Source organism: Photobacterium halotolerans DSM 18316, from assembly GCF_000425165.1.
Taxonomy (GTDB): domain Bacteria; phylum Pseudomonadota; class Gammaproteobacteria; order Enterobacterales; family Vibrionaceae; genus Photobacterium; species Photobacterium halotolerans.
Map to the genome: position 1 here is coordinate 143,611 of NZ_KE384319.1, position 21,333 is coordinate 164,943.

The following is a 21,333-nucleotide window of genomic DNA, read 5'->3' on the forward strand; positions in this document are numbered from 1 at the left end:
GTCAAAATGACCAAGACGGAGGTGAGCAATGAAGGCACGAATCTCAAAGGACAGTTTCAACAGTAAAAAAACCTTGAATACAGGCGGTCAGCGTTTTGATTATTTTGATCTGACCGCACTGCGTCATTTGGGGGAAGTTGACCGCTTACCTTTTTCTCTGAAAGTGTTACTGGAGAACCTGCTCAGGTTTGAGGATGGTGATACTGTCACTGAATCCGACATCCAATCTGTGATTGGCTGGCTTGATACCCGCCGTTCAGACAAAGAGATTCAATACCGCCCGGCCCGTGTACTGATGCAAGATTTTACCGGTGTGCCGGCCGTGGTGGATCTGGCTGCGATGCGGGATGCCATGACCCGGGCCGGTAAAAATCCCGATAGCATCAATCCTCAGTCGGCCGTTGATCTGGTCATTGACCACTCTGTGATGGTGGATGTTTACGCCTCTGAACAGGCTTTTGCCCGAAACGTTGAACTTGAAATGCAGCGTAACATCGAACGCTATCAGTTTTTGCGCTGGGGTCAGCAAGCTTTTACTAATTTTCGTGTCGTCCCGCCGGGAACAGGAATATGCCATCAGGTTAATCTCGAATACCTTGGGCAGTCAGTGTGGCAGGACAGTGGTGTTCTGTATCCGGATACCCTGGTCGGAACCGACTCACATACCACTATGATCAATGCGTTGGGTGTACTTGGCTGGGGGGTTGGCGGCATTGAGGCTGAAGCCGCTATGCTTGGTCAGCCAATCTCTATGCTAATCCCGGAAGTCATTGGTTTTCATCTCAGTGGCAAATTACATCCGGGCGTAACGGCAACAGATCTTGTATTAACTGTCACTGAGATGCTGCGTAAAAAAGGGGTGGTCGGTAAGTTCGTGGAATTCTACGGCCCCGGTTTAGATGCCTTGCCTTTGGCTGATCGGGCAACAATTGCCAATATGGCGCCAGAGTACGGTGCTACCTGTGGCTTCTTTCCGATTGATCAGGAAACGCTGCGCTATATGCGCCTTTCCGGGCGCAGTGAATCGCTGATTGCCCGTGTTGAGGCCTATGCCAAAGCCAACGTCATGTGGCGGGATTCCAGCCACCCTGAGCCATTTTATACCGATACCCTGGCATTGGCACTGGACGAGGTTGTCCCGAGCCTGGCTGGCCCCAAGCGCCCGCAGGACAGGGTTTCGTTGCCTGATATCAAAACTGCGACGGAAGATTTGCTGGCATTGAGCGGTCTGCAACCGGAGCAGCAAATTGAGGTCGATTTGGGCGATTCTGGCGAGGATAGCGAAGGCAAGCGCTTTTCACTCACTCATGGTGATGTCGTGATTGCCGCCATTACATCCTGCACCAATACCTCTAACCCCAGCGTCATGTTAGCCGCGGGTTTACTGGCTAAAAATGCGGTGGAAAAAGGTCTGCAGACTAAGCCCTGGGTGAAAAGCTCCCTTGCGCCAGGCTCGAAAGTGGTGACCCGGTATTTTGAGGCATCGGGCCTGCAAGACTATCTGAACAAGCTTGGGTTTAATCTGGTGGGTTATGGCTGTACGACCTGTATCGGGAATTCAGGGCCGTTACTTGCCCCAATCGAAAAAGCCATCAATGACGCCAACCTTACAGTCTCCTCGGTGCTGTCGGGTAACCGGAACTTTGAAGGTCGCGTGCATCCGCTGGTGAAAGCTAACTGGCTGGCGTCTCCGCCTTTGGTGGTTGCCTTTGCATTGGCCGGCACGACAAGCATTGACCTGACCAAAGAGCCGCTGGGTCAGGACAGCAATGGTCAGCCGGTGTATCTGAAAGATGTCTGGCCTTCCCAGGAAGACATCACGCAGGCGATGAAGGAAGTGAAGAACAGCCTGTTTGAGCAGGAATATGCGGACATTTTTGCCGGCGATGATATCTGGCAGCAGATCACTATCAATAAAGGGAATACGTACCAGTGGCGGCCTGATTCTACTTACGTTCGCCTTCCTCCCTATTTTGACGAGATAACGCAGCCGCTAAAGCCACTGAAAGATATTGAAAATGCAGCCATTCTGGCATTATTTGGTGACTCAATAACGACCGACCATATCTCACCGGCGGGTAACATAAAAGCAGACAGCCCGGCTGGACACTACTTGCAGGAGCAGGGTATTGAACCGGCAGATTTTAATTCCTATGGTTCACGGCGCGGCAATCATGAAGTCATGATGCGCGGCACCTTTGCCAACATTCGTATTAAGAACCTGATGCTCAAGGGGAAAGAAGGCGGCTACACCATTTACCAGCCGACAGGTGAAGAGCTATCAATTTATGATGCTGCAATGAAGTATCAGGACCAGAACATACCTCTGGTGATTTTTGCCGGGAAAGAATACGGCACAGGATCCAGCCGGGACTGGGCCGCGAAAGGGACCAGCTTACTGGGCGTGAAAGCGGTACTGGCTGAAAGTTTTGAGCGAATTCACCGTTCAAATCTGGTAGGTATGGGGGTGATTCCTGTTGAGCTCCCTGAAGGTTTACTGGCTTCATTGTCGTTAACCGGCAAGGAAAAAATACAGCTGAAAGGCATTGATACCTTGTCGCCGGGGGCAATGCTGACACTGGAAATCACCAATGAACAGGGACAAGAGTCACAATATAGCGTTAAAGCCCGGGTCGACACCCAAACAGAAATGGCGTATCTCAAGGCTGGAGGCATTTTGCATTATGTTTTGAGAACAATGATTTCTGCCGAATGATAATGCGTCTGGTTGTATTTATTTGACAGTTGTTATGTCAAATATTTGTCATTTGTATGGTTACAGGTTCGTATTGCCGCGATATTGCAGATACAGTAGAGTGACAAGCTTAAAGATAGCTCTATCAGTATAATCTAAGGTCGTTAGAGCGCAATTCAGGGAAAACGGACAGTAACATGAAGAAGTCGTTGATTGGTATTTTGTTGTGCGGTTTGTCTACGTCTGCTTTGGCGTCACAATCAGCAGGTATTTTTCTTGGTTCGCCAATGAGTGGTGTGCAGTATAAACACAATGACCTGCGCTTTTCGCTGGGTTTGGACGAATTTGGTTTTGCGGTGGATAAAACGTTTAACCTGGGAACACTAACAAGAAATCCGCAATTGAACATGGGATATACCTTTGTTGGCGCACAGTATGTTGATAACCATTATGACAAATTGGGTATCCGTTCCGGTATTGGCCTGGAACTGCCTGTAAATCAGTTTGAGCTGTATGGTGAAGTCGGGCCGACACTGTATATGGTGGAAGATGTTGATGTTGAACTGGAAGCGGCGATGGGTGTCAGAGTGCGTTTCTGATTCAGAGTGAATCCAAAAATCAGAATGAATCAAAAAAGCTGGCGAGTTGCCAGCTTTTTTGTATCTATATGCCCGTCCTGCTTGATGCCGCAGCGGTGTTGGCTGCGTTCCCTCACCCCAATCACATAGTTATCTGTTTTCTGTGTGTATGGGGTTTCACTGACTTGCCGTGTACCTGCAACGTCAAGTTGTTCGGCGAGCTTTTAGCTAAGCAGTTTCATTGATTGTCGCTGCCTGCAACATCGGTTTTCTTCTTTCCCACTGTGTAATGAAAGCGACTGAGGCGATAATAATGGCGGCGCCCAGCCAAAGCCGTCCAGGCGGCACCCATCCGAAGACGATAAATCCGGCCAGCACATTCAATGGCAGTTTGGCATGATCGAAAGGTTGTACAAAAGAGGCGTCAGCAACGGCATATGCCTTCGCAATGGCCCAGTTAGCCAGGGCGGTAAATAATCCGGCACCTATCAGGAGGACCCAGGTGTGCTGGCCAACAGGCAGAGTGAAATCAGGCGCAGCAAGAAAAAGATTGAAGGGGGTGATCAGCACCAGCAGGTAGACAACCATAGTTGTCGGTGAATCGTGGTGCGACATCTTTTTCACCATCAGTGAATAGCTTGCCCAAAAGAAAGCGGCGCCAATAGGCAGTAATGAAGCGGCATTGAAATTGTCAGCCCACGGCTCAAGAATGATCATCGCGCCTGCAAAGCCGGCCAGGGTTGCCATCCAGCGTACAAAGCCGACTGTTTCTTTCAGCAGCAAACCCGAGCCTACGGTGGCAAATAAAGGCGATGTCATCAGCAGCGCAATGCCTTGCCAGATAGGAACAGGGTACGCCAGAGCCCACAGCCATAATTGAATACCGATAACAGACAGAAACACGCGAAAGCAGTGCATACCAAAGTGTTGTGTTTTCAGAGCCTGACGAAGACCGACATTGCGCAGCCAGGGCAGCATGACAAGAAGCGCAATAAAGTATTGAATCAAACCGACTGTGGTAGAGGGCAAATGGAAGGTCACACTCAGGTATTGTGCCATGCTGTTAACCACGGCAAACGCCATTCCGGCTGTCAGCATCCAGCAAGCGCCCTGAATAGGGTTGTGTCGATGAGTCATAAGGTGTCTTTCAGAAAAAATAATCTGGAATCATACTCTGATGGGTGCATAGAAGAAATTGTTAATTGATAAAAAAAGCCGACAAAACAGGGTGCTTTGTCGGCTGCAAGGAACTTTTAGTTTGTTATCAGATGGCAGCGTAAGAGAGCGGCATATCGGGATTGAAGGTTTCCAGTGTATTTTGTGTATCAGCCAGCAGGCTGATAGCAGAGTCTTTCTGTTCAACCAAAGCGGCTTCTGTAATATCTGACAGTCGATAGTTCGCCATATTCATGTTAATCAGTGCCACCTGGAGTGGTGGCAGGCTCGGGTTAAATGCCGCATTTTCTGCATACATGCCCGAAAACAGCCGGCCATCTTTCGCTTTCAGTGCAACCCCTGCATAGTTTTTACTGTAAGGCGCATGTGATTTATCAGCAGCTTTACAGGCTTCTTGCAGCAGCACATCATCGGTTTCGAGTTTCAGTGCATGTGATCTGTCTGATAACAAGAGCTCGGTGATACCCAGATCAGACGGACCAAAAGACTCCGGCAGGTATTCCTGCAGCGCTTTGGGCGAACGCTCCGGCAATTGCACCAGGATGCTTTGTGCCGTCGTCAGTTCATTCATAAACTGCCGGCAATGTCCGCAGGGGGAGTAGTTGACGGTAATGTCGGTAATACCCGTTTCGCCTTTTAACCAGGCATGGCTGATTGCAGACTGCTCTGCGTGAACCGTTTGTGACATAGAGGTGGCACTGAATTCCATGTTCGCACCGAAATACAGGCGGCCTGAGTTTCCGCGGGCAATGGCCCCCACATGGAAGTTTGAGAGAGATGCAACCGAGTAGGCCGCAGCCACTTTCAGCAACTGAATACGCAGATCTGCATCCGTGAGTTGACTGTCTTCCATTAACTGTTCGAATTCTTCTTTGCTCAGTGTGGCATCAAAACTCGGAGCGGTAATGATAGGCTTAAGCGCTTGTGACAATGTGTGTGGCAGGTGCTCTAAAGCGTCCATTACTTCGGTGCGCATACTGATTCTCCTTAATGTATTCACTTACGCATTGTAGTGCGTAAACGAATATATATAGTGATCTCTGTCACCATTAGAGGTTGTTTATTTCATCTCATTTGCAAATTAGTGAGTGGTTTCACATGATTGATGAGATAAGTGTATGTATTTAAATACTCAGTAAAGCGGTCTGGCTGTGCTGGTGTTGTAAGGGCGTTACACAGCAAGACCGCTAAAGAAGCCATAGGTGGCTTTGTTGTCAGTGGAAGACAGACAACAGCAGCGGATAGATGATCGGGGCGAGTATGGCGGTAATGACACCACAAAGCACTAAGGCCAGTGAGCTGAAGGCGCCATCTTTGTAATTCTCCTCAGCGGCTTTGGCTGTGCCTAACGCGTGTGCCACTGTTCCCATGCTTAATCCTTTGGCCATTGGATGGGTAATGTTGACGAGTTTAAACAACGGATAACCCAATACAGCGCCAAAGACGCCGGCGATCAGAACCATGACGGCGGCCAGCGATGGCACACCGCCAATTTGTTCAGCAACCGCCATAGCGATGGGGGTGGTCACGGATTTAGGCAGAATGCTGGCAGTAAGCTGTAAATCAGCACCAAGAGCAAGGGCAATTGCTGTCCCGGTAATCATTGAAAGTATGCTGCCAAACAGGCTGGCCGTGACTATAACCTTCCAGCGACTGCGGATTTGCGGTAATTGCTCATAAAGAGGGAAAGCAAGGGCAACGACAGCGGGTTCCAGCAGGTAATGGATCCACTTGTTATCATCGAAATACACGTCATAAGGCACATTAAGTACCAAAAGCAGAGGAATGATCACTACCAGACAGAGAAGTAACGGATTAAGAATGGGGTGCTGGAAGCGCTTGGATAATTTACGGGCAAGAATAAAAACAATCAGTGTAACGGCTAACCACATCAGTCAGACTCCTTGCGCTGTACATACCAGCCAACAAATAACAGCACGACTAAACTGCTGCCTATGGTGCTTACCAGAACAGGCAACGCATTTGCTCTGAGCAGATCCAGATAATTGACCAGTCCTACACCCACCGGCACAAACAAAATAGCCATATGGCGAATAAACAGATGACAGCCGGGTTTAGCCCAGTTGGGCGGCAACAGGCCTGCAGACAGAGCCGTGAAGAGAAATAACATGCCGAGAATGCTGCCGGGTATGGGGATCTGGGTAAGAGACTGAAATCCTTTCCCGACCATCAGAAAAATGGCAATGATTGCAAATGAACGCAGATAGCTCATATACGTCAGGATGATGATGAATGGTGTCGCAATGATACAAAATAGATGAGATCTACACCACATTTCTTTGTGGTTCTATTTATCCTGGTCAGCGAGTTCACAGGTTTGAAACGATGACGATGGCAAGGCCGGCGGCAGCAAGCAGCAATACAGACAGTTTATGCATCAGGCTGTGTTTTACTATGTGTTCTGTGGCTGAACTATGGGGCCGGCGGGTTTTAACCGTTGTGGCCGCCAGCTGTGGTGATGGTTTGGACGGCAGCGTCTCTGGTTGTCTGAAGCGATGGATATGGCGGCAGGTCTCTTTCGGCAAAGGGACGCGAAAGCCATAATGGGGGAGCACCTCAATAGGAATAGCCATCACGCCATTAACAGTCAGCTTACGGCGAAGAGAGTTGAATATTGAAGCCAGGTCGATTTTTTGTATGTGCGACATGGAATCTTGTGGAAGAAATGTTTTATCAGACAATGATTTATGGCTTATTACTTCTCCGGCAAAGTAGCACAGCGCTTCAAGCAGGCGTGACTCATGCAGCGTCAGGGCTGTTTCTGATTTATCAGGCCAGACGAGTAGCCGCAGATCGGGTTCAAAATCCACCCTGGCAAATCGATAACACCGGGTGAGAGACTCAGTTGCCATAGTAATCACTTTTCCAATTTACTGTCGGCATGCTGTCCCTATGGCATCAGGCAGTAAAACATCATTGGCTTGATGGTGGCTTATGTCGCCAAGCGCCTCCATGACGCATGACACAAAGCGGGTACTTATTAATTGTTATTGGCCTTGCGTTGAAGTTCAAACTGCCGGAGCAGGAAAAGTGTCTGAAAAAAGAAACCCTGACCATTCTGAAGGTCAGGGCTGCGAAATTACTGAGCAAGATCAGTGCTCTGTAACGATTTGTCTTTCTGTTATTCTGGCTGTGTAATTACACCAGCCTGCCTACGTAATCGTACACAGCTTTCAGGATTTTCATCTTTCTCTCATCGCTTTGGTGTTCCATCGCGATAGATTCGAGATTTTGCATGTAAGCTGGCAGTTTGGTTTCGAAGTAATCCTGACAATGATACTTCCACTGCTGTTGTTCCTGATGGCTTAACGTTAACGGGAAATTACGGGCGCGGTAACGGAACAGCAATGGTTTGATGCGTTTGTCATCCACATTCAGATCGAGTTTGCCCAACTCTTCAGGTGCAGATGCACGAATGATATCCATCGCCGATTTGTCTGCAGCAGAAAAGAAGCCGTTATAGAGTTGTGTATCAACATCATCGTTTGGTTCAAACTCTCTGTCCTGACCGAACACGGCCAGCAGTTTTTCACGGATCTGCGGCTTATCTTTCAGCGCGCTCAGATTGGCCAGACATTGAGCCCGGTCGATCCCCAGTCGTTCAGCATCTTCGGCCGTCAGTGTTTTCGCGGGGGCCAGTACCGGGCACTTATTAATATGAACCAGCTTGAGCGGGACAGGCAGCTCACCGGGATTGAGATCAGCACGCTTGGTGTACAGCCGCTCGCGCAGGCTGTCAGCATCCAGCTCGAACAGCGGGGCAGGATCCATTGCCAGATTGACGCAAATGACCGCATTTTTGTTATCCGGATGCCAGGCCATGGGGACAATCCAGCTGGTATTACCGCACTCAGAACCAAACATACCTGAAACATGCACAAGGGGTGTCATTTCAGCGATATCGATCAGCTCCTGCAATTTACGTTTATGACGTAAGTTAAACAGGTAGTTAAAGAGTTTGGGCTGACTGGCTTTGACTTTCCTGGCCAGCTCAATCGTGGCGTACACATCGGCCATCGCATCGTGTGCATTGCTGTGTTCGATCCCGTTTTCAACAGATAAATGTTCAAGCTTAAAGCTCGGACACCCGTCTTCGTTCGTTGGCCAGTTCAGACCGTCCGGGCGTAACGCATAGCAAGTACGCATGATATCAAGCATATCCCAGCGCGAATTGCCGCTTTGCCAGCTCCAGGCATAGGGATCGTAGAAATTGCGATACAGAGTATAACGAGTGACTTCGTCATCGAAGCGCACATTGTTATAACCGACTACGCAGGTATTGGGTTTAGAGAGCTCGGCATGAATGCGCGCAATAAATTCATGCTCCGGTAAGCCTTTTTCCATCGCTTCTTGCGGTGTGATACCTGTGATCAGGCAGGCTTCGGGTGACGGCAGGTAATCGCTGGGGGGCTGGCAGTAAATCACCAATGGCTCACCAATCACATTGAAATCCATGTCGGTTCTCACCCCGGCAAACTGGCAAGGCCGATCAACCGAAGGATTTGCACCGAATGTCTCATAGTCCAGCCAAAACAATGTTGGCTGGTTATCGTTATTACTCATTCTTACCTTTACTGGCATAAACGTGTTTTCTGAGGTCATTCTACCAAAGAATTGCACTGGCTGCGGGGGATTTTGGCATGGATGACGTGCTGTACCTTTGAAAGAACGGATTATTTTAAGATGACGAACAAGCGCATACCGGCAGCGGTCAGGCATAAGGACTGTTGCTTTGAATGGATCTTGGGTTGTTATGTAACCTCAATGACATCGAGCTGAATGTCTTCGTAGGCGTCGGCCGCGGTATTGCGCCTTTTAAGGATAAGGACTTCGCCAGCCTGAAAGGGCTTGCCACCCGGGTTGATTGGGAATTGCAGCATGACCTTCTCAGAGGCGGATGAGCCTTCGCCGCGGCCGTAGATATGGGCCTGGCTGATAGGGTGCTCATCAGCGGTATTCGGGCGGGTTCGAAAGGCATAAATGATCTGGCTGTCAACAGGGATGCGTTGAAGCCAGACACGGAGAATGCCGTTTCTTGCGGCGGTAGGGGGAACGGTAATTTTCATGGTGATTTGATTATAGTTAACCCCTGTGGCTGCAAGAGGCACATACCACAGGGCAATCGCTATTTCTTCGCAAAAGTGCGAAGGGAGCAACCATCATATTTGAGGGTTTCCGGTGGAACAGCTTTGCCTTTCGCATCAATAACAAGCAGGTAGATTTTCACATCATCGACGGATTTCTTCCGGCCAATATAGCGCCGCAATCCGCGAGTGAGATCAATAGAATAACGTGTGTGCTCGTAACGCAATGGATGCTTGGTACGGATATCGTAATCGTCCCGCACGGCCATGGTCGGATTACAATGTCCTGATGCACCGTGACAGGTACCATGACCGAACAGGACGAGACGTCCAGAATAGCTTTCATCGTCATAACCGGTTGAAGCATTACAGGCGGGATTATTGATGTAAGCGCGAATTTCGTAACTCTCTTTGGGGGGATGTAAACGAAGGAAATCAAGTTGCGCCCGGACAAAGCCGCCTTCAACCAGTCCCATTGAGAGCTCTTTAGCCAGGCTCGCTGCTGCAGAGAGTGATTTGGCCGGCAGAGTATTGGTAGTGCCTGTGGCTGCAATGGCGGATTCCACTGAATTGTCAGAATAGATGTATTTCAGCGAATTCTCTGCGTCAATCAGATCGCGCCCGATGCGCCCGTCATAGACAACTTTCTGTTGAACGAATGTCGGAATATTTGCATCAGGATGCAGTGTTTGCCAGTCAAACCAGACTTTATCGACCATGGAATGGTGAAGCCAGAAAAGGGGATCATAGGCCGCTGAAATGACTGAGCTCATGTCACCTGATCCTTGTGGTAAGGGGGAGTTACCCGCACCACCGACATACACATGCACAGCACCATGGGCGCCAAAATCGAAATCTTCCTGAAAGCGCATAAAGTTAGGGTTGTCCATGTAACGCTCAATATCGTTTTTTAGCTGACTGATGATGCTTTTAAAAGCACCGGGGAAGCGTTGTGTGTACTGCTCATCATCTTTCAGGCCCTGCGATGTGATGCGATACAGGCTTTTTGCCCGGTGGAGGGGATTATCCAGCTGGATGCCTTCTGCATTCTTATACTGACTGTCATTGAGCACTTTTGGCAGGCCGTTTGCCGCATGAGTCGATTGACTGAACTGTGTCCAGTCCCAATAAGGCAATGTGAGTTCAAGTTCTTTATCTTTACGTTTCCACTGTAAGGCCGTGTTCAGGGCCTTTTCGAACGAGTAGATATATGAGCGGTGCCAGGTCAGGAATACCCGGTTATCATCGTGACAGAGATCCTGATCATATCCGTGCCCTCGGGCCAGCGAAAAATAGCCACGGCGATCGCCAACCGCAATGTCTGAAATTTCATACATTGCAGCATAGGCGTCTCGTAAATCGTTCATGTCTTCAGGATTCAGACGTAACAGGTTGAAACGGATCAGGGGTAAGCCCGCCAGTTTTCTGCGGTAATTGAGTTTCGCTATGGTTGTCATTTCTCGCTCCTCATTCCTTACTTCTGTCATTTAAAAAGCGGAAGGCAATAGGGAGACGGCTGAACTCGGGGCGAATTGCCTGCTTTTCTGTACACAGATGTATTCAACTATAGTGCACTTGAGTGCTTATGATAGATAAAATTGAAAAGTGTTGATTAAGATGTATGAGCTAAAGCGACTGGTTGTGCTGCTGATGTGGTGGTTTAACTAAAGTTTTTCATCAAGGTGAAGTAATCAGGAAGCGGGGTTGAGTGGGTTGCAGCGAATGATAAGAGGAAATAAAAAGAGCGCCCTCAGGCGCTCTTTTTCGTGTTCATGTGCTGGAAGAGGGCTTATGCGCGCTCAACGTTAGCAGCTTGAGGACCTTTTTGGCCTTGCTCGATATCGAACTTCACTTTCTGACCTTCGGCCAGAGATTTGAAGCCTTCACCAGTGATAGCACGGAAGTGTACGAATACGTCTGCACCGCCGTTGTCTTGAGTGATGAAACCGAAGCCTTTCTCGTCGTTAAACCACTTCACAGTACCAGTTGCTTTAGACATAGGATGTCTCCTGAAAATATAGGAATAAATACGCCCGGGGGCGTGCTTCATGCCAACATAATGGATTACTTATGGACAAGGATGTAGCTCTTCAGGACAACGGCGCTTAGGTGAAGCGGGTGTATCGAAGTATACTTTTCACTTTGTTGCATAAATAGCGTTGCATTATAGGCATAGTTATTAGGCCATAATGCAAGGCAGACGGCAAGCAAATAGTGAGTCATACCCAAAAAATCCTGAAAAATTGTGAAGATAACTGCAAATGTGAGGAAATGTGAAATGGATTCAGGGTTTTACCTGAAAGGAGAAAGAGGAACTGGTCGGATTTCAGCAACAAAAAAAGGGCTTCACAGCCCCTTTTACGCTAATGTGATGTTAGCTTATAGTCTTTCTACGTTGGCTGCTTGCAAGCCTTTTTGACCTTGCTCAACCTCGTACTGTACTTTTTGACCTTCTTGCAGTGTCTTGAATCCATCACCGGCGATTGCGCGGAAGTGGACAAATACGTCGGCACCACCGTTATCCTGAGTGATAAAACCGAAACCCTTTTCCTCGTTAAACCACTTAACGGTACCTGTTGCTTTAGACATGTTGTCTCCTGAATCTCTTACTCTTACGTAGCTAACCAATATGGTTTAACGAAACACCAAAGAATTGCTAACTCTTATCCACAGTCATCTGAATGAATCCTGACGGAAGTGCCGCACGCAATCGCATTAAGCTAAATCAATACTGGTATTAAGAAAGAGTAGGCTCTTGTATTCCAAAAGCAAATAATTCCGCAGTATATTGTGAGTCACATAACAAGAAACAGTGTGCATATTTATTTTTCATAGTTTGTCGCATTAATGAAAAGCATCTGTCATCGGAATAAAGAAAATCAATAGTATAATTAATCGGTTAAAAAATGATCTTGATTTTTGAGGCGCTGAGCGAGATCAATGAAATGCAGGGTGTAGTGAATTAAGAGTGATCTTACTTGTGAAGAAAGACAAGTTTCTGTTATAACCCAAGTAATGCAGGTTTTCTAGTTTCAAAGTAAGGACAAAACATGAGCAATATCCTGGAATTGGTGCGTCTTGCAAGACGCAAAAATAAACTTAAGCGTGAAATTCTTGATAATGACCGCAAGATCAGAGACAACCGCAAACGCGTCGAGTTGCTGGAAAACCTGATTGATTACATTCAGCCGAATATGACACATGAAGAGATTGTCAGCATTATTGAAAACATGAAAGCGGATTATGAAGACCGTGTTGATGACCACATCATCATCACTGCTGAGCTATCAAAAGAGCGCCGTGAAGCCAGCAAGCTGTTGAAAGAACATAAGCGTACTGAGCTGGCGAACCGTCCGGCAAAGTAAGCGGATAAGCAAATATAACTGATTGTATCTGATAATAAAAAAGCCGCGTAAGCGGCTTTTTTCGTAAGCATGTCTGCAAAGGTGAGACGCTGTTAGATTGCCAGCTCTTCAATCTGTGCTTTCGCTTCTCCACGACCTTTATCGGCCAGCTCATCACCCATGTTTAATGCTTCCGCGTAAACAAACTCAACCTCTGTCATGCCGACAAAGCCAAGAATCGTGGTCAGGTAAGGAACAATATTGTCCGTTGCGTTACCTTTATGCATGCCGCCGCGAGAAGAAACGACAATCACTTTTTTACCTGTCAGCAGGCCAACTGGCCCATTTTCTGTGTAAGAGAAAGTCACACCGGCACGGGCAATCAGGTCAAACCAGTTTTTCAGCTGAGTCGGAATGCTGAAGTTATACATAGGTGCGCCAATGATAATAGTGTCACTGGTTTTGATTTCGTTGATCAGCTGATCAGACAGTGCAATCGTATCTTTCTGACGTTGGGTCAGATTGTCACCGCCACGCAAACCACCGGCCAGTTCGCCGTCTAAAACAGGGAGCGGATGAGCAACCAGGTCACGTTCAATAATGGTGGAGATGCTATCTGCTTTAACGTTGACAAGATGATCAATCAGAGCGTTTGATTGAGAGTAACCGCCAAGGATGCTGGATTTCAGAACAAGAACTTTAGACATAATGCTGTCCCTTCTATAAGTGATTCTTTAATGAACTTGGGCTAACTATAAATGCCGGGCTACAACACTAAAAGCTGAAAAACTTGTGTAAGTTGTTCGAGTATTTTGAATGAAGCAAGATTTGGTTCGGAAAAATTCGAGCAGTCTGAGGGCGTAAAGGATTGAAAAACAGATAAAAAATAGCCCGAAACGACTCCTGTTTCGGGCTTAGGGGAATGGCTCGTGAGAGCCTTGCGCTAACTGGTTATAAATGGAGATCAATTACAATATCAAGCTTAGTTCAAGCAGCATTTTTTGCCAGTTTTAGCCCTGAGACAGTCAAGGCTACTGCTATAATGGATATCAATGACCATCTACTCCAAATTCAGAGTATTTTCCCGGATAAACCTGTATCTCTCACTAATTCTCTTGGCAGACCATTTTTGATGCGATTACCAACCCATTTTCCTAACCCCAGAGGAAAACCCTGATAGGTAACAATAACTTCCCCTTTACCGGTGAGGTTCTGCGGACGAATATCTCTGCCCATGATCCACTCATTGGCTTCATCAGTATTTAGAGAAATACAGCTTGACTCTTTACCTGTAGCCAGTGTCATGACTGCTTCATGTTGCCAGCGATATCCTTTTTTATGTTTTTCTGCCAGTTTAATGCCAATACGCTGGAAACGGATGTTTTCTAATAGCGGACGAAGCCGGGCAGGGAACAGCCAGATTTCCTGATCCCGCAGCCAGACGTCCCGCTCTGGCGGTAGTTTGAGGCTGAGATCTGTGTACAGTTGCTGGTGGATTTGCTCACTGTCTTTGCGCGAAGCCAGAGAAAACGGAAAACTGGCTTTTCGTTTTTTAGCCGGTTCGCTTTCAACGGCCGCAAGCTTGCGAATACGGGCGACAAAAAAACCTTCACTATCATAAACCTGTGGGAAGACGTGTAAAAAGCCTTCCTCGGTACAGGTTTTTTCGGCACCGTCAAATAAGTCAGCAAGGGTTTCAAATTGCACTGCATCGCCAAAGGTTTCTTTGAGAAATAAACACACCTGCTGATTTTCAGTATGATTAAGCGTGCAGGTGGAATACACCATCACCCCGCCGGGTTTCAGCGCCTGAAAAGCGCTGACAATAAGCCCGCGCTGAATCTCTGCAATGTCCTCAATGTGCTTCAGGCTCCAGTTTGCCATGGCGTCTTCGTCTTTACGGATTGCACCTTCGCCTGAACAGGGGGCATCCAGAAGAATGCTGTCAAACGCTTCAGGGGTCCAGCTACCGAATATTTGCCCATCGAAATGTGTAATTGCGGCATTAGACACACCGCAGCGCTGCAGGTTGGCGTGTAATACCTTGATGCGGCTGGCGGACAGTTCGTTAGCAACCAGTGCGCCTTTATGCTGCATTGAGGCCGCGATTTGCGTTGTTTTAGAACCGGGCGCGGCCGCCATATCCAGCACACAGCCGATTTGCTCGTTGTTTGTGAGTAAAGCGGTGACTGGCAGCATGGAGCTGGCTTCCTGTATATAAAACAGCCCTGCCAGGTGTTCTGCGGTATTACCTAAAGACTCAGTGACTGACTCATCGTACTCTATCCAGAATCCTTCTTCACACCAGGGAACCGGCGTGAGGGTCCAGTCCTTGTCGCTGACTTTTGCCAAGAAATCGGCGACGGAAATTTTTAGTGTATTAACCCGGATACTGCGACGCAGCGGGGTTCGGCAGCTGGTGAGGAAACTGTCCATATCCAGACTGTCTGGCAGAATTTGGCGAATGAGGTTAATAAAATCGTCTGGAATGTAGATGGACTGATGCACGTGCTTTATCTCGGTTGGAATGCAGGCGGCAAGTCTATAACAAACCAGCATTAGGATAAAAGCACAAGGCAAGCTTAATGGCTTGCCTTGCTGATGCCGCAGGCTGGCGGACAACTGCCAGACTTTTTCGGCGACCAGGGTGTCCGGCGGCTGACGACGGGTATTATTCGGCCGGAATAGCGGTCCGCCATTGTTTCCATTCCGGATTGGCCTTTTCGTGAAGCAGAAAGTGCGTCCCGGTTTGAGCGGGCGCGGAAAGCGGCTGGCCTTCGGGGGTCGCAAGTGCTATACCACCGCGAATCAGGCTGTCTACAGTGCCAGCCTGAATGCTGGCGCCTGTCAGACCAACACTGACATCCAGACCGGATGTGTTCCAGAATACGGTATCTGAACGAACCAGATGCCGGAACCCCGGCTCAATGTGCGCCTCTATCATCACTCTGTCAGCCAGATCACCCAGTGTGACTTTGCTGACCTGGCCCACCTGTATGTCTCTGAACAGCAGGGGCGTACCTGAACGTATTGAAGCGCGGGTGACACTTTCCAGAATAATGGTCAGGCCATCGAACCTTGCTTTTGCCTGTTCAGATAGCGCGAATGTTTGCCGGTAATTTCCTTCACCCGGCTCTACCTCTATGTAGCTGCTTAAAATACTGTCGAGATTTTTGACGCCAGTGAGATCCACCTTTGGTGTGACCAGCCAGAAGTGTGTTTTATCTTTTGTCAGAGCATCAGCAAACCGGGGGAAAAGCCGCGCATCGATCTGAACCAGACCGGTTTTAAAGTCCGGTATCAGCGACAACACTTTACCCACTGTTACCCCTTGGTATTTGATATCAGTACCAACAGAAATGCCTTTGGCGTGCTCTGCCGTCAGGCTGATCAGCGTACCAAACTCCTTCGCGCTTTTCAGGCTGCCGAACAGCTTGAATTGTTTACCGATACGGTTGGGGATGCCACTCATGTTATCGAAAGCAATACCGCCTTTGAGTAATGAAGTGATGGGGCTGGCTTTTATATTGACCCCAGACAGGCCAGCTTCGATTTCAACACCGGATTGATCCCAGAAAACGCTGTCGGCTGTTACCAGATAGCGGTACTTGTTCTGAATCGACAATTTTATTGTGACGCCGTCACGCGTTAACGCATAACCACTGACTTTGCCGACGGGAAGATTACGGTACAGCACCGGGCTACCTTCGTTCACAGAGGGAAGGGTATCGGCAAAAAGTTGTACCGTGGTGCTGCCGGATTGCTGACTGCTGGCAAGTTTAGCGAGCGCCCGGCTTTCAAACAGCGGGTATTGGCTACGCATTTTTCCTGAGCCTTCAGAGGTAAAAGCAATGCTGTGACTGATTAACTGCTCAGCTGGCGGTACTGACACATTGATACCGTCTGCACTGATATCGGCCTGAATTCCGCCATCAACAAAGAAGCGGCTTTGGCTTCGTACCAGAGAGGTGAATTCGGGTTTGATAATGATATCAAAGCGGACTTTTTCTTTTTCCAGGCTGATTTTTTTGACGCTTCCCACGGCCATGCCACGGTGTGTCACCTGCGTATTTCGGCTGATACCAACATTTTTATCGGCGTACAGGTGAATGACCGCAGCCCCGGGACGTTTCTCTTCAAGCTGCTCCTGGGTGAATGCCTGGAAGTGCCGGGCAGGTTCACCTTCGCCAGGAATTAACGTCAGATAATTGCCCTTTATCAGGTTACCGAGATTACTCACCCCTTGTAAGGAGAGGTTGGCTTCTTCCAGCAACAGGCTGGTGCCGGATGTCAGTAAATCACTCATGCTGGGCTCAATTGCAGCATGGGCAATAATACGTTTGCGCTGATGATCCAAACGCAAATCAGAAATCTGGCCAATTTGCAGGCCGCGATACACGATCGGAGCGCCGCCAGCACTGATGTTATTGTCATCAGGTAATTCAACGGTAATAGCAATGCCGCGCCCTGCCGTATTCAGATCGGGGTACAGCCGGAATAAGTGGTTCGGCTGGATAGGAAGACCTTCGTCCGGCGAGTCGAAAGCAATCGCCCCGGCAATCAAAGCAGAGAGACTTTCAAACTGAACATCGACACCATTAAAGCCGAGATTGGCGCTGACACCGCTTACGTTCCAGAAGCGGCTTTTATTGGTCACCAGATTGGCGTATTGAGGTTGGATCAGGACGTCAATCAACACCCGTTTTTTATTGTTGCTGAGGGTGTAGTTATAGACTTCACCCACAGGGATTTTTTTATAGTAAACCTGCGCGCCGATAGAAACAGAACCCAGATCGGGGGCCTGAAGCTGAATGGTGAGGCCTTCGCCTGCGGGTGTTTCGGAGGGTTGACTGTTTAAAGCGTCAAACTCCTGGGCCGGTTCGCCTTCGCCGGGGAGCAGCGCAATGTAGTTACCGGATACCAGTGCATCGAGGCCGCTGATGCCGGTAATTGAGGCTTTGGGTTTAACAAGCCAGAACCGCGTGCCTTTACGTAAAACCTGTACTGCTTCGGGGTAGATATCAGCGGTTACATAGATACTTTGCAGATCATCAGAAAGCTTAACGTCCCGCACCACGCCGACTTCCAGGCCCTGATAACGAATCATGGTTCTGCCGGCAACCAGGCCGGCCGCATCCTCAAAATGGATAATGATGCGCTGGCCAGCTTCGCTGACAGCCTGAACTACCAGCCATGCCGCCAGCCCCAAAGCGAGAACAGGTAAAATCCACAGCGGCGATATCTGTCTGTCCCTTTTGACATTCACCGGTTGAGGTTGTTGCGGGCCGACGGGGGTGCCAAAAGGCGGCTGTGGAGGGTATTTACTGTTTGTCATAATTATCCCAAATCAGGCGAGAGTCCAGGCTTTCTGCTGCCAGCATGGTGAGCACGACAACGATCGCAAAGGCAATGGCTCCCGGGCCAGGGGTAAAATCCAGAATCTGGCCGCGATCAATGAGCGTGACCATTAAAGCAATGACGAACAAGTCCATCATTGACCATTTACCGATCCATTGAATGATACGGTAAAGCCTCATTCTGTGTAAGTGATTGATCTTTCTTTTACCGTGGATGCACAGAAGAATAAATGCAAGTCCAAGTATTTTGGCAACGGGCACAACGATACTGGCAAAGAAAATCAGAATGGCGATGCCTTCCATACCTGTATTGATGAGAGACGCGACACCAGAGAGAATAGTGTCTTCAATCCGCTTACCATTGTTTAAAAATATTGATATCGGGTAGGTGTTAGCCGGGATGATGAAAATAGTCGCTGTGATCAGGTAAGCCCAGGTTTTCTGTATTGAAAACGGTTTACGATAGTGAATCGGGCTATGGCAGCGCAGGCATATATCGGTCTCTTCCTGACTTAGATGGCAATTGTCACAGTGTAACTTCAATGTCGGGCCTTTATGATCGGTTTCAGGCTGCCAGGCTTCCCAATACCGTTTGACGTGAAACCGCGTGAGCATGATGACCATCAGTATTTCCATCATAACCAGGCAAAACAGACCGGGGCCGACATAGATATCGGCATAGTCTTTAACTTTGAAGCAGGCAATGCCCAAGCTGACCAGAAAAACATCAAACATCGCCCAATGCTTCAGGTGTTCTATGCACCACATCGAGTACTTAAAGAGGCTGAGCTGGCGCTTCGCCAAACCCAGTTGAGCGCCGACTACCGACAAAAAAACCAGTAAAGGTGCAACTGTGCTGCAGAACAGTATTAACAGCGCGACAGCGGGATAATCGGACGACAGCGTCAGTGCGCCAGAGGGTATGGTGGCCGGTATCATGACACCGAACAGGCGAATGGTAATTAGCGGGTAGAGATGCGCCGGTATGATTAATATCAAACCGGCGACAGCTAGAGCCAGATCGCCACGAATAGATGGCATGCCACCACGGTACATGCGTGATTCACAGCGGGGACAAAAAGCGCTTTGTCCCCTGGCGGTTACTTTAGGTGTCAAAAGTAAATCACAACTAGGGCAGAGTCTTACCGTTGACATTGATGTCCATCCTATTTGGAACCGTTAACTTCCTGAACTGACATCACTATATTATTTTGAACTGAACCTGGCTACTGTCAGGTTCGGATTGTTAACGTGATGTTCAGTATCACCGGACTGTGCCGTACCGTACAGGGTCTGATACAGGCCGGTCGTGTTCACCAGCTCAGTGTGCGTCCCCGTCTGGCTTACCTGGCCGTCTTCCAGCACATAAATGATATCAGCCTGTTTCACTGCAGAGAGCCTGTGAGCCACGATAAGGGTCGTGCGGTCTGCCAGAAAGTGGTTCAACGCCGTATGCAGAGCGGCTTCAGTAGCAGTATCCAGTGCTGATGTTGCTTCATCCAGGATGACGAAATCCGGGTTAGTCAGAATCATTCTGGCAATAGCAAGCCGTTGACGCTGCCCCCCTGAAAGGCGAATCCCCTGACGGCCAATCTGGGTGTCCAGCCCGTCACTCAGCCGCTGAGTAACATCTGAAAGCTGTGCGATTTCAATTGCTTGCCAGAGCTGTTCGTCGCTATACTCAGCACCCAATGACAGATTATGGCGAAGAGTGTCATTGAACAGGACGGGCTGTTGCAACACAACGGCCATTTTTTCCCGCAGTGCCTCATAGCTGACATCTTCAACAGGATGGCCATTGATCAGTATATCGCCACTGTCTTTTTGATAGATGCCAAGAAGTAACTGGATCAAAGTGGACTTTCCGCCGCCTGACGCGCCCACTAATGCTACGCGTTTTCCTGCCGGTAATGAAAGATTCAATCCGTTCAGGACTTTCTTGTCTTCATCATAAGAAAAGTTCAGATGATTGATGTCAATGGCAATCTGTTTATGGCCGGAGAAGGGATCCACTTTGGCCTGAGGGCGAACCTCTTCTTCCAGAGCAATCAGCTGGTTGAGACGCTGCATAGCGGCCGAAGCACCGTACCAGGCAAACTGAATCCCCAGCAGTTCCTGAACCGGGCCCAGCATAAACCACAGATAGCCAAATACCGCGAACATCTGGCCAATGGTCAAATCGCTGAACAGTACCATGAGCATGGCCCCGGCGCGGAAGAGTTCGAAGCCAATCAAAAACAGCAGGAAAGATATCCGTCCGGCGGCTTCAGACTGCCAGGCGTACTTATCGGCATTATCACGGATACCATCAGCATGCTCTTTCAGGTTTTTCAGGAAATCGCGTTCACGGTTTGCAGCTCTTAGCTGATAAATACCGTCCAGCGTTTCAACCAGCCGCTGCTGGAATTTCTCGAAAGCTTGGTTTTCTTTTCGTTTTAAGTGCTTAACTCGGTTTCCCATTTTCCGTGATGCATAAATCACAACGGGGTTGACCAGAAGAATAAACAGCCCCAGTTCCCAGTTCAGCCACAGCAGCACCACGGCTGTCCCGAGCACAGTCAGCGTGCCAATCAGAAAGCGGCTCAGCGTGTCGCCCACAAATTTATCTATGGTTTCAACATCAGTAACCAGATGAGAGGTGATCCCACCGCTGCCGCGTTCTTCATACTGACGCATGCTTATCCGGCCCAGTTTATCAATCAGGTGCTTGCGCATCTGATAAGTGACGTCTTTGGCGACCAGGGTAAACTGGCGGCTTTGCAGGATATTCAAGGCTTGGCTGGCAGCACGCATGACGACGACCATCAGGAGTACCAGAATGATATAGGCAGCCGGTTGTTGCCAGGCTAACGGCAGGAAGTGGTTTAACAGGGCAATTCCCTTTCCTGGCTGATCAAGCAGAATTTCGTCTACCATCAGCGGCATCAGCAGTGGGATAGGGACGCTGATAAGCGTGGCAATCAGGGCGATGATATTGGCAGCAATCAGCCTCTTTTTGTGATGTTTTGCTTGCTTTATCAACCATGACCAGTTAATCATTTGATTCGTTGAGCCTTTCACAGTGATAACGATTCCTAT

At 48.7% G+C, this 21,333-nt stretch carries 18 protein-coding genes; 3 read left to right on the forward strand and 15 right to left on the reverse strand.

All coding sequences use genetic code 11. From position 1 onward, the window contains the following. Positions 1–28: 28 nt before the first annotated feature. Positions 29–2,716, forward strand: a complete 2,688-nt coding sequence (gene acnA / locus H511_RS0110080; protein WP_027252176.1) for an aconitate hydratase AcnA — start codon at positions 29–31, stop codon at positions 2,714–2,716. A gap of 176 nt (positions 2,717–2,892) precedes the next feature. Then, positions 2,893–3,294 carry a hypothetical protein gene (locus H511_RS0110085; RefSeq protein WP_027252177.1) on the forward strand — a complete coding sequence of 134 codons (402 nt, stop codon included), beginning with the start codon at positions 2,893–2,895 and terminating at the stop codon, positions 3,292–3,294. Positions 3,295–3,501: 207 nt separating this feature from the next. On the opposite strand, the gene H511_RS0110090 is transcribed toward H511_RS0110085, so the two are convergent. The 10 genes from H511_RS0110090 to cspE (H511_RS0110140) form a co-directional block, all read right to left on the reverse strand. Then, positions 3,502–4,410, reverse strand: a complete 909-nt coding sequence (locus H511_RS0110090) for a DMT family transporter (RefSeq protein ID WP_027252178.1) — start codon at positions 4,408–4,410, stop codon at positions 3,502–3,504. Between the two features lie 127 nt (positions 4,411–4,537). Continuing rightward, positions 4,538–5,425, reverse strand: coding sequence for a cytidine deaminase (cdd, locus tag H511_RS0110095; protein ID WP_027252179.1), 888 nt, complete (start codon positions 5,423–5,425; stop codon positions 4,538–4,540). Between the two features lie 238 nt (positions 5,426–5,663). Continuing rightward, complete coding sequence (locus H511_RS0110100; protein ID WP_027252180.1) at positions 5,664–6,341, reverse strand: CidB/LrgB family autolysis modulator; 678 nt, start codon at positions 6,339–6,341, stop codon at positions 5,664–5,666. Next, the gene (locus H511_RS0110105) at positions 6,341–6,682 is read right to left on the reverse strand and encodes a CidA/LrgA family protein (protein ID WP_027252181.1); all 342 of its coding nucleotides are present in this window, start codon (positions 6,680–6,682) and stop codon (positions 6,341–6,343) included. Before H511_RS0110105 ends, H511_RS0110100 begins: the two co-directional genes overlap by 1 nt. A 97-nt stretch (positions 6,683–6,779) precedes the next feature. Beyond that, positions 6,780–7,322 carry a winged helix-turn-helix domain-containing protein gene (locus H511_RS0110110; RefSeq protein ID WP_027252182.1) on the reverse strand — a complete coding sequence of 181 codons (543 nt, stop codon included), beginning with the start codon at positions 7,320–7,322 and terminating at the stop codon, positions 6,780–6,782. A 286-nt stretch (positions 7,323–7,608) separates the two neighbouring features. Further along, entirely contained in the window at positions 7,609–9,033 is a 1,425-nt protein-coding gene (gene sbcB, locus H511_RS0110120) for an exodeoxyribonuclease I (RefSeq protein WP_036759440.1), read from the reverse strand. Positions 9,034–9,221: 188 nt separating this feature from the next. Beyond that, positions 9,222–9,536 carry a hypothetical protein gene (locus tag H511_RS0110125; RefSeq protein WP_027252184.1) on the reverse strand — a complete coding sequence of 105 codons (315 nt, stop codon included), beginning with the start codon at positions 9,534–9,536 and terminating at the stop codon, positions 9,222–9,224. 59 nt (positions 9,537–9,595) lie between these two features. After that, positions 9,596–11,011 (reverse strand): tyrosinase family protein, encoded by a 1,416-nt coding sequence (locus H511_RS0110130; RefSeq protein ID WP_027252185.1) that lies wholly within the window; start codon positions 11,009–11,011, stop codon positions 9,596–9,598. 332 nt (positions 11,012–11,343) lie between these two features. Then, positions 11,344–11,553: a transcription antiterminator/RNA stability regulator CspE gene (cspE, locus tag H511_RS0110135; protein WP_027252186.1), complete on the reverse strand. Its 210-nt coding sequence runs from the start codon at positions 11,551–11,553 to the stop codon at positions 11,344–11,346. Between the two features lie 380 nt (positions 11,554–11,933). Beyond that, the gene (cspE, locus tag H511_RS0110140; RefSeq protein WP_027252187.1) at positions 11,934–12,143 is read right to left on the reverse strand and encodes a transcription antiterminator/RNA stability regulator CspE; all 210 of its coding nucleotides are present in this window, start codon (positions 12,141–12,143) and stop codon (positions 11,934–11,936) included. 461 nt (positions 12,144–12,604) lie between these two features. Here cspE (H511_RS0110140) and H511_RS0110145 point away from each other — a divergent pair, with 461 nt between their 5' ends. Continuing rightward, positions 12,605–12,919: a DUF496 family protein gene (locus tag H511_RS0110145; RefSeq protein WP_027252188.1), complete on the forward strand. Its 315-nt coding sequence runs from the start codon at positions 12,605–12,607 to the stop codon at positions 12,917–12,919. A gap of 92 nt (positions 12,920–13,011) precedes the next feature. Here H511_RS0110145 and H511_RS0110150 read toward each other — a convergent pair whose 3' ends face one another. The 5 genes from H511_RS0110150 to H511_RS0110170 form a co-directional block, all read right to left on the reverse strand. Next, positions 13,012–13,605, reverse strand: coding sequence for an FMN-dependent NADH-azoreductase (locus H511_RS0110150; RefSeq protein WP_027252189.1), 594 nt, complete (start codon positions 13,603–13,605; stop codon positions 13,012–13,014). 364 nt (positions 13,606–13,969) lie between these two features. Next, entirely contained in the window at positions 13,970–15,406 is a 1,437-nt protein-coding gene (rsmF, locus tag H511_RS0110155; protein WP_027252190.1) for a 16S rRNA (cytosine(1407)-C(5))-methyltransferase RsmF, read from the reverse strand. Between the two features lie 163 nt (positions 15,407–15,569). Then, entirely contained in the window at positions 15,570–18,233 is a 2,664-nt protein-coding gene (locus tag H511_RS23105; protein WP_081669246.1) for an MlaD family protein, read from the reverse strand. After that, positions 18,220–19,410, reverse strand: coding sequence for a paraquat-inducible protein A (locus H511_RS0110165; RefSeq protein ID WP_036759443.1), 1,191 nt, complete (start codon positions 19,408–19,410; stop codon positions 18,220–18,222). Before H511_RS0110165 ends, H511_RS23105 begins: the two co-directional genes overlap by 14 nt. A gap of 51 nt (positions 19,411–19,461) precedes the next feature. Beyond that, positions 19,462–21,294: an ABC transporter ATP-binding protein gene (locus H511_RS0110170; protein WP_027252192.1), complete on the reverse strand. Its 1,833-nt coding sequence runs from the start codon at positions 21,292–21,294 to the stop codon at positions 19,462–19,464. Between the last annotated feature and the right edge of the window lie 39 nt (positions 21,295–21,333).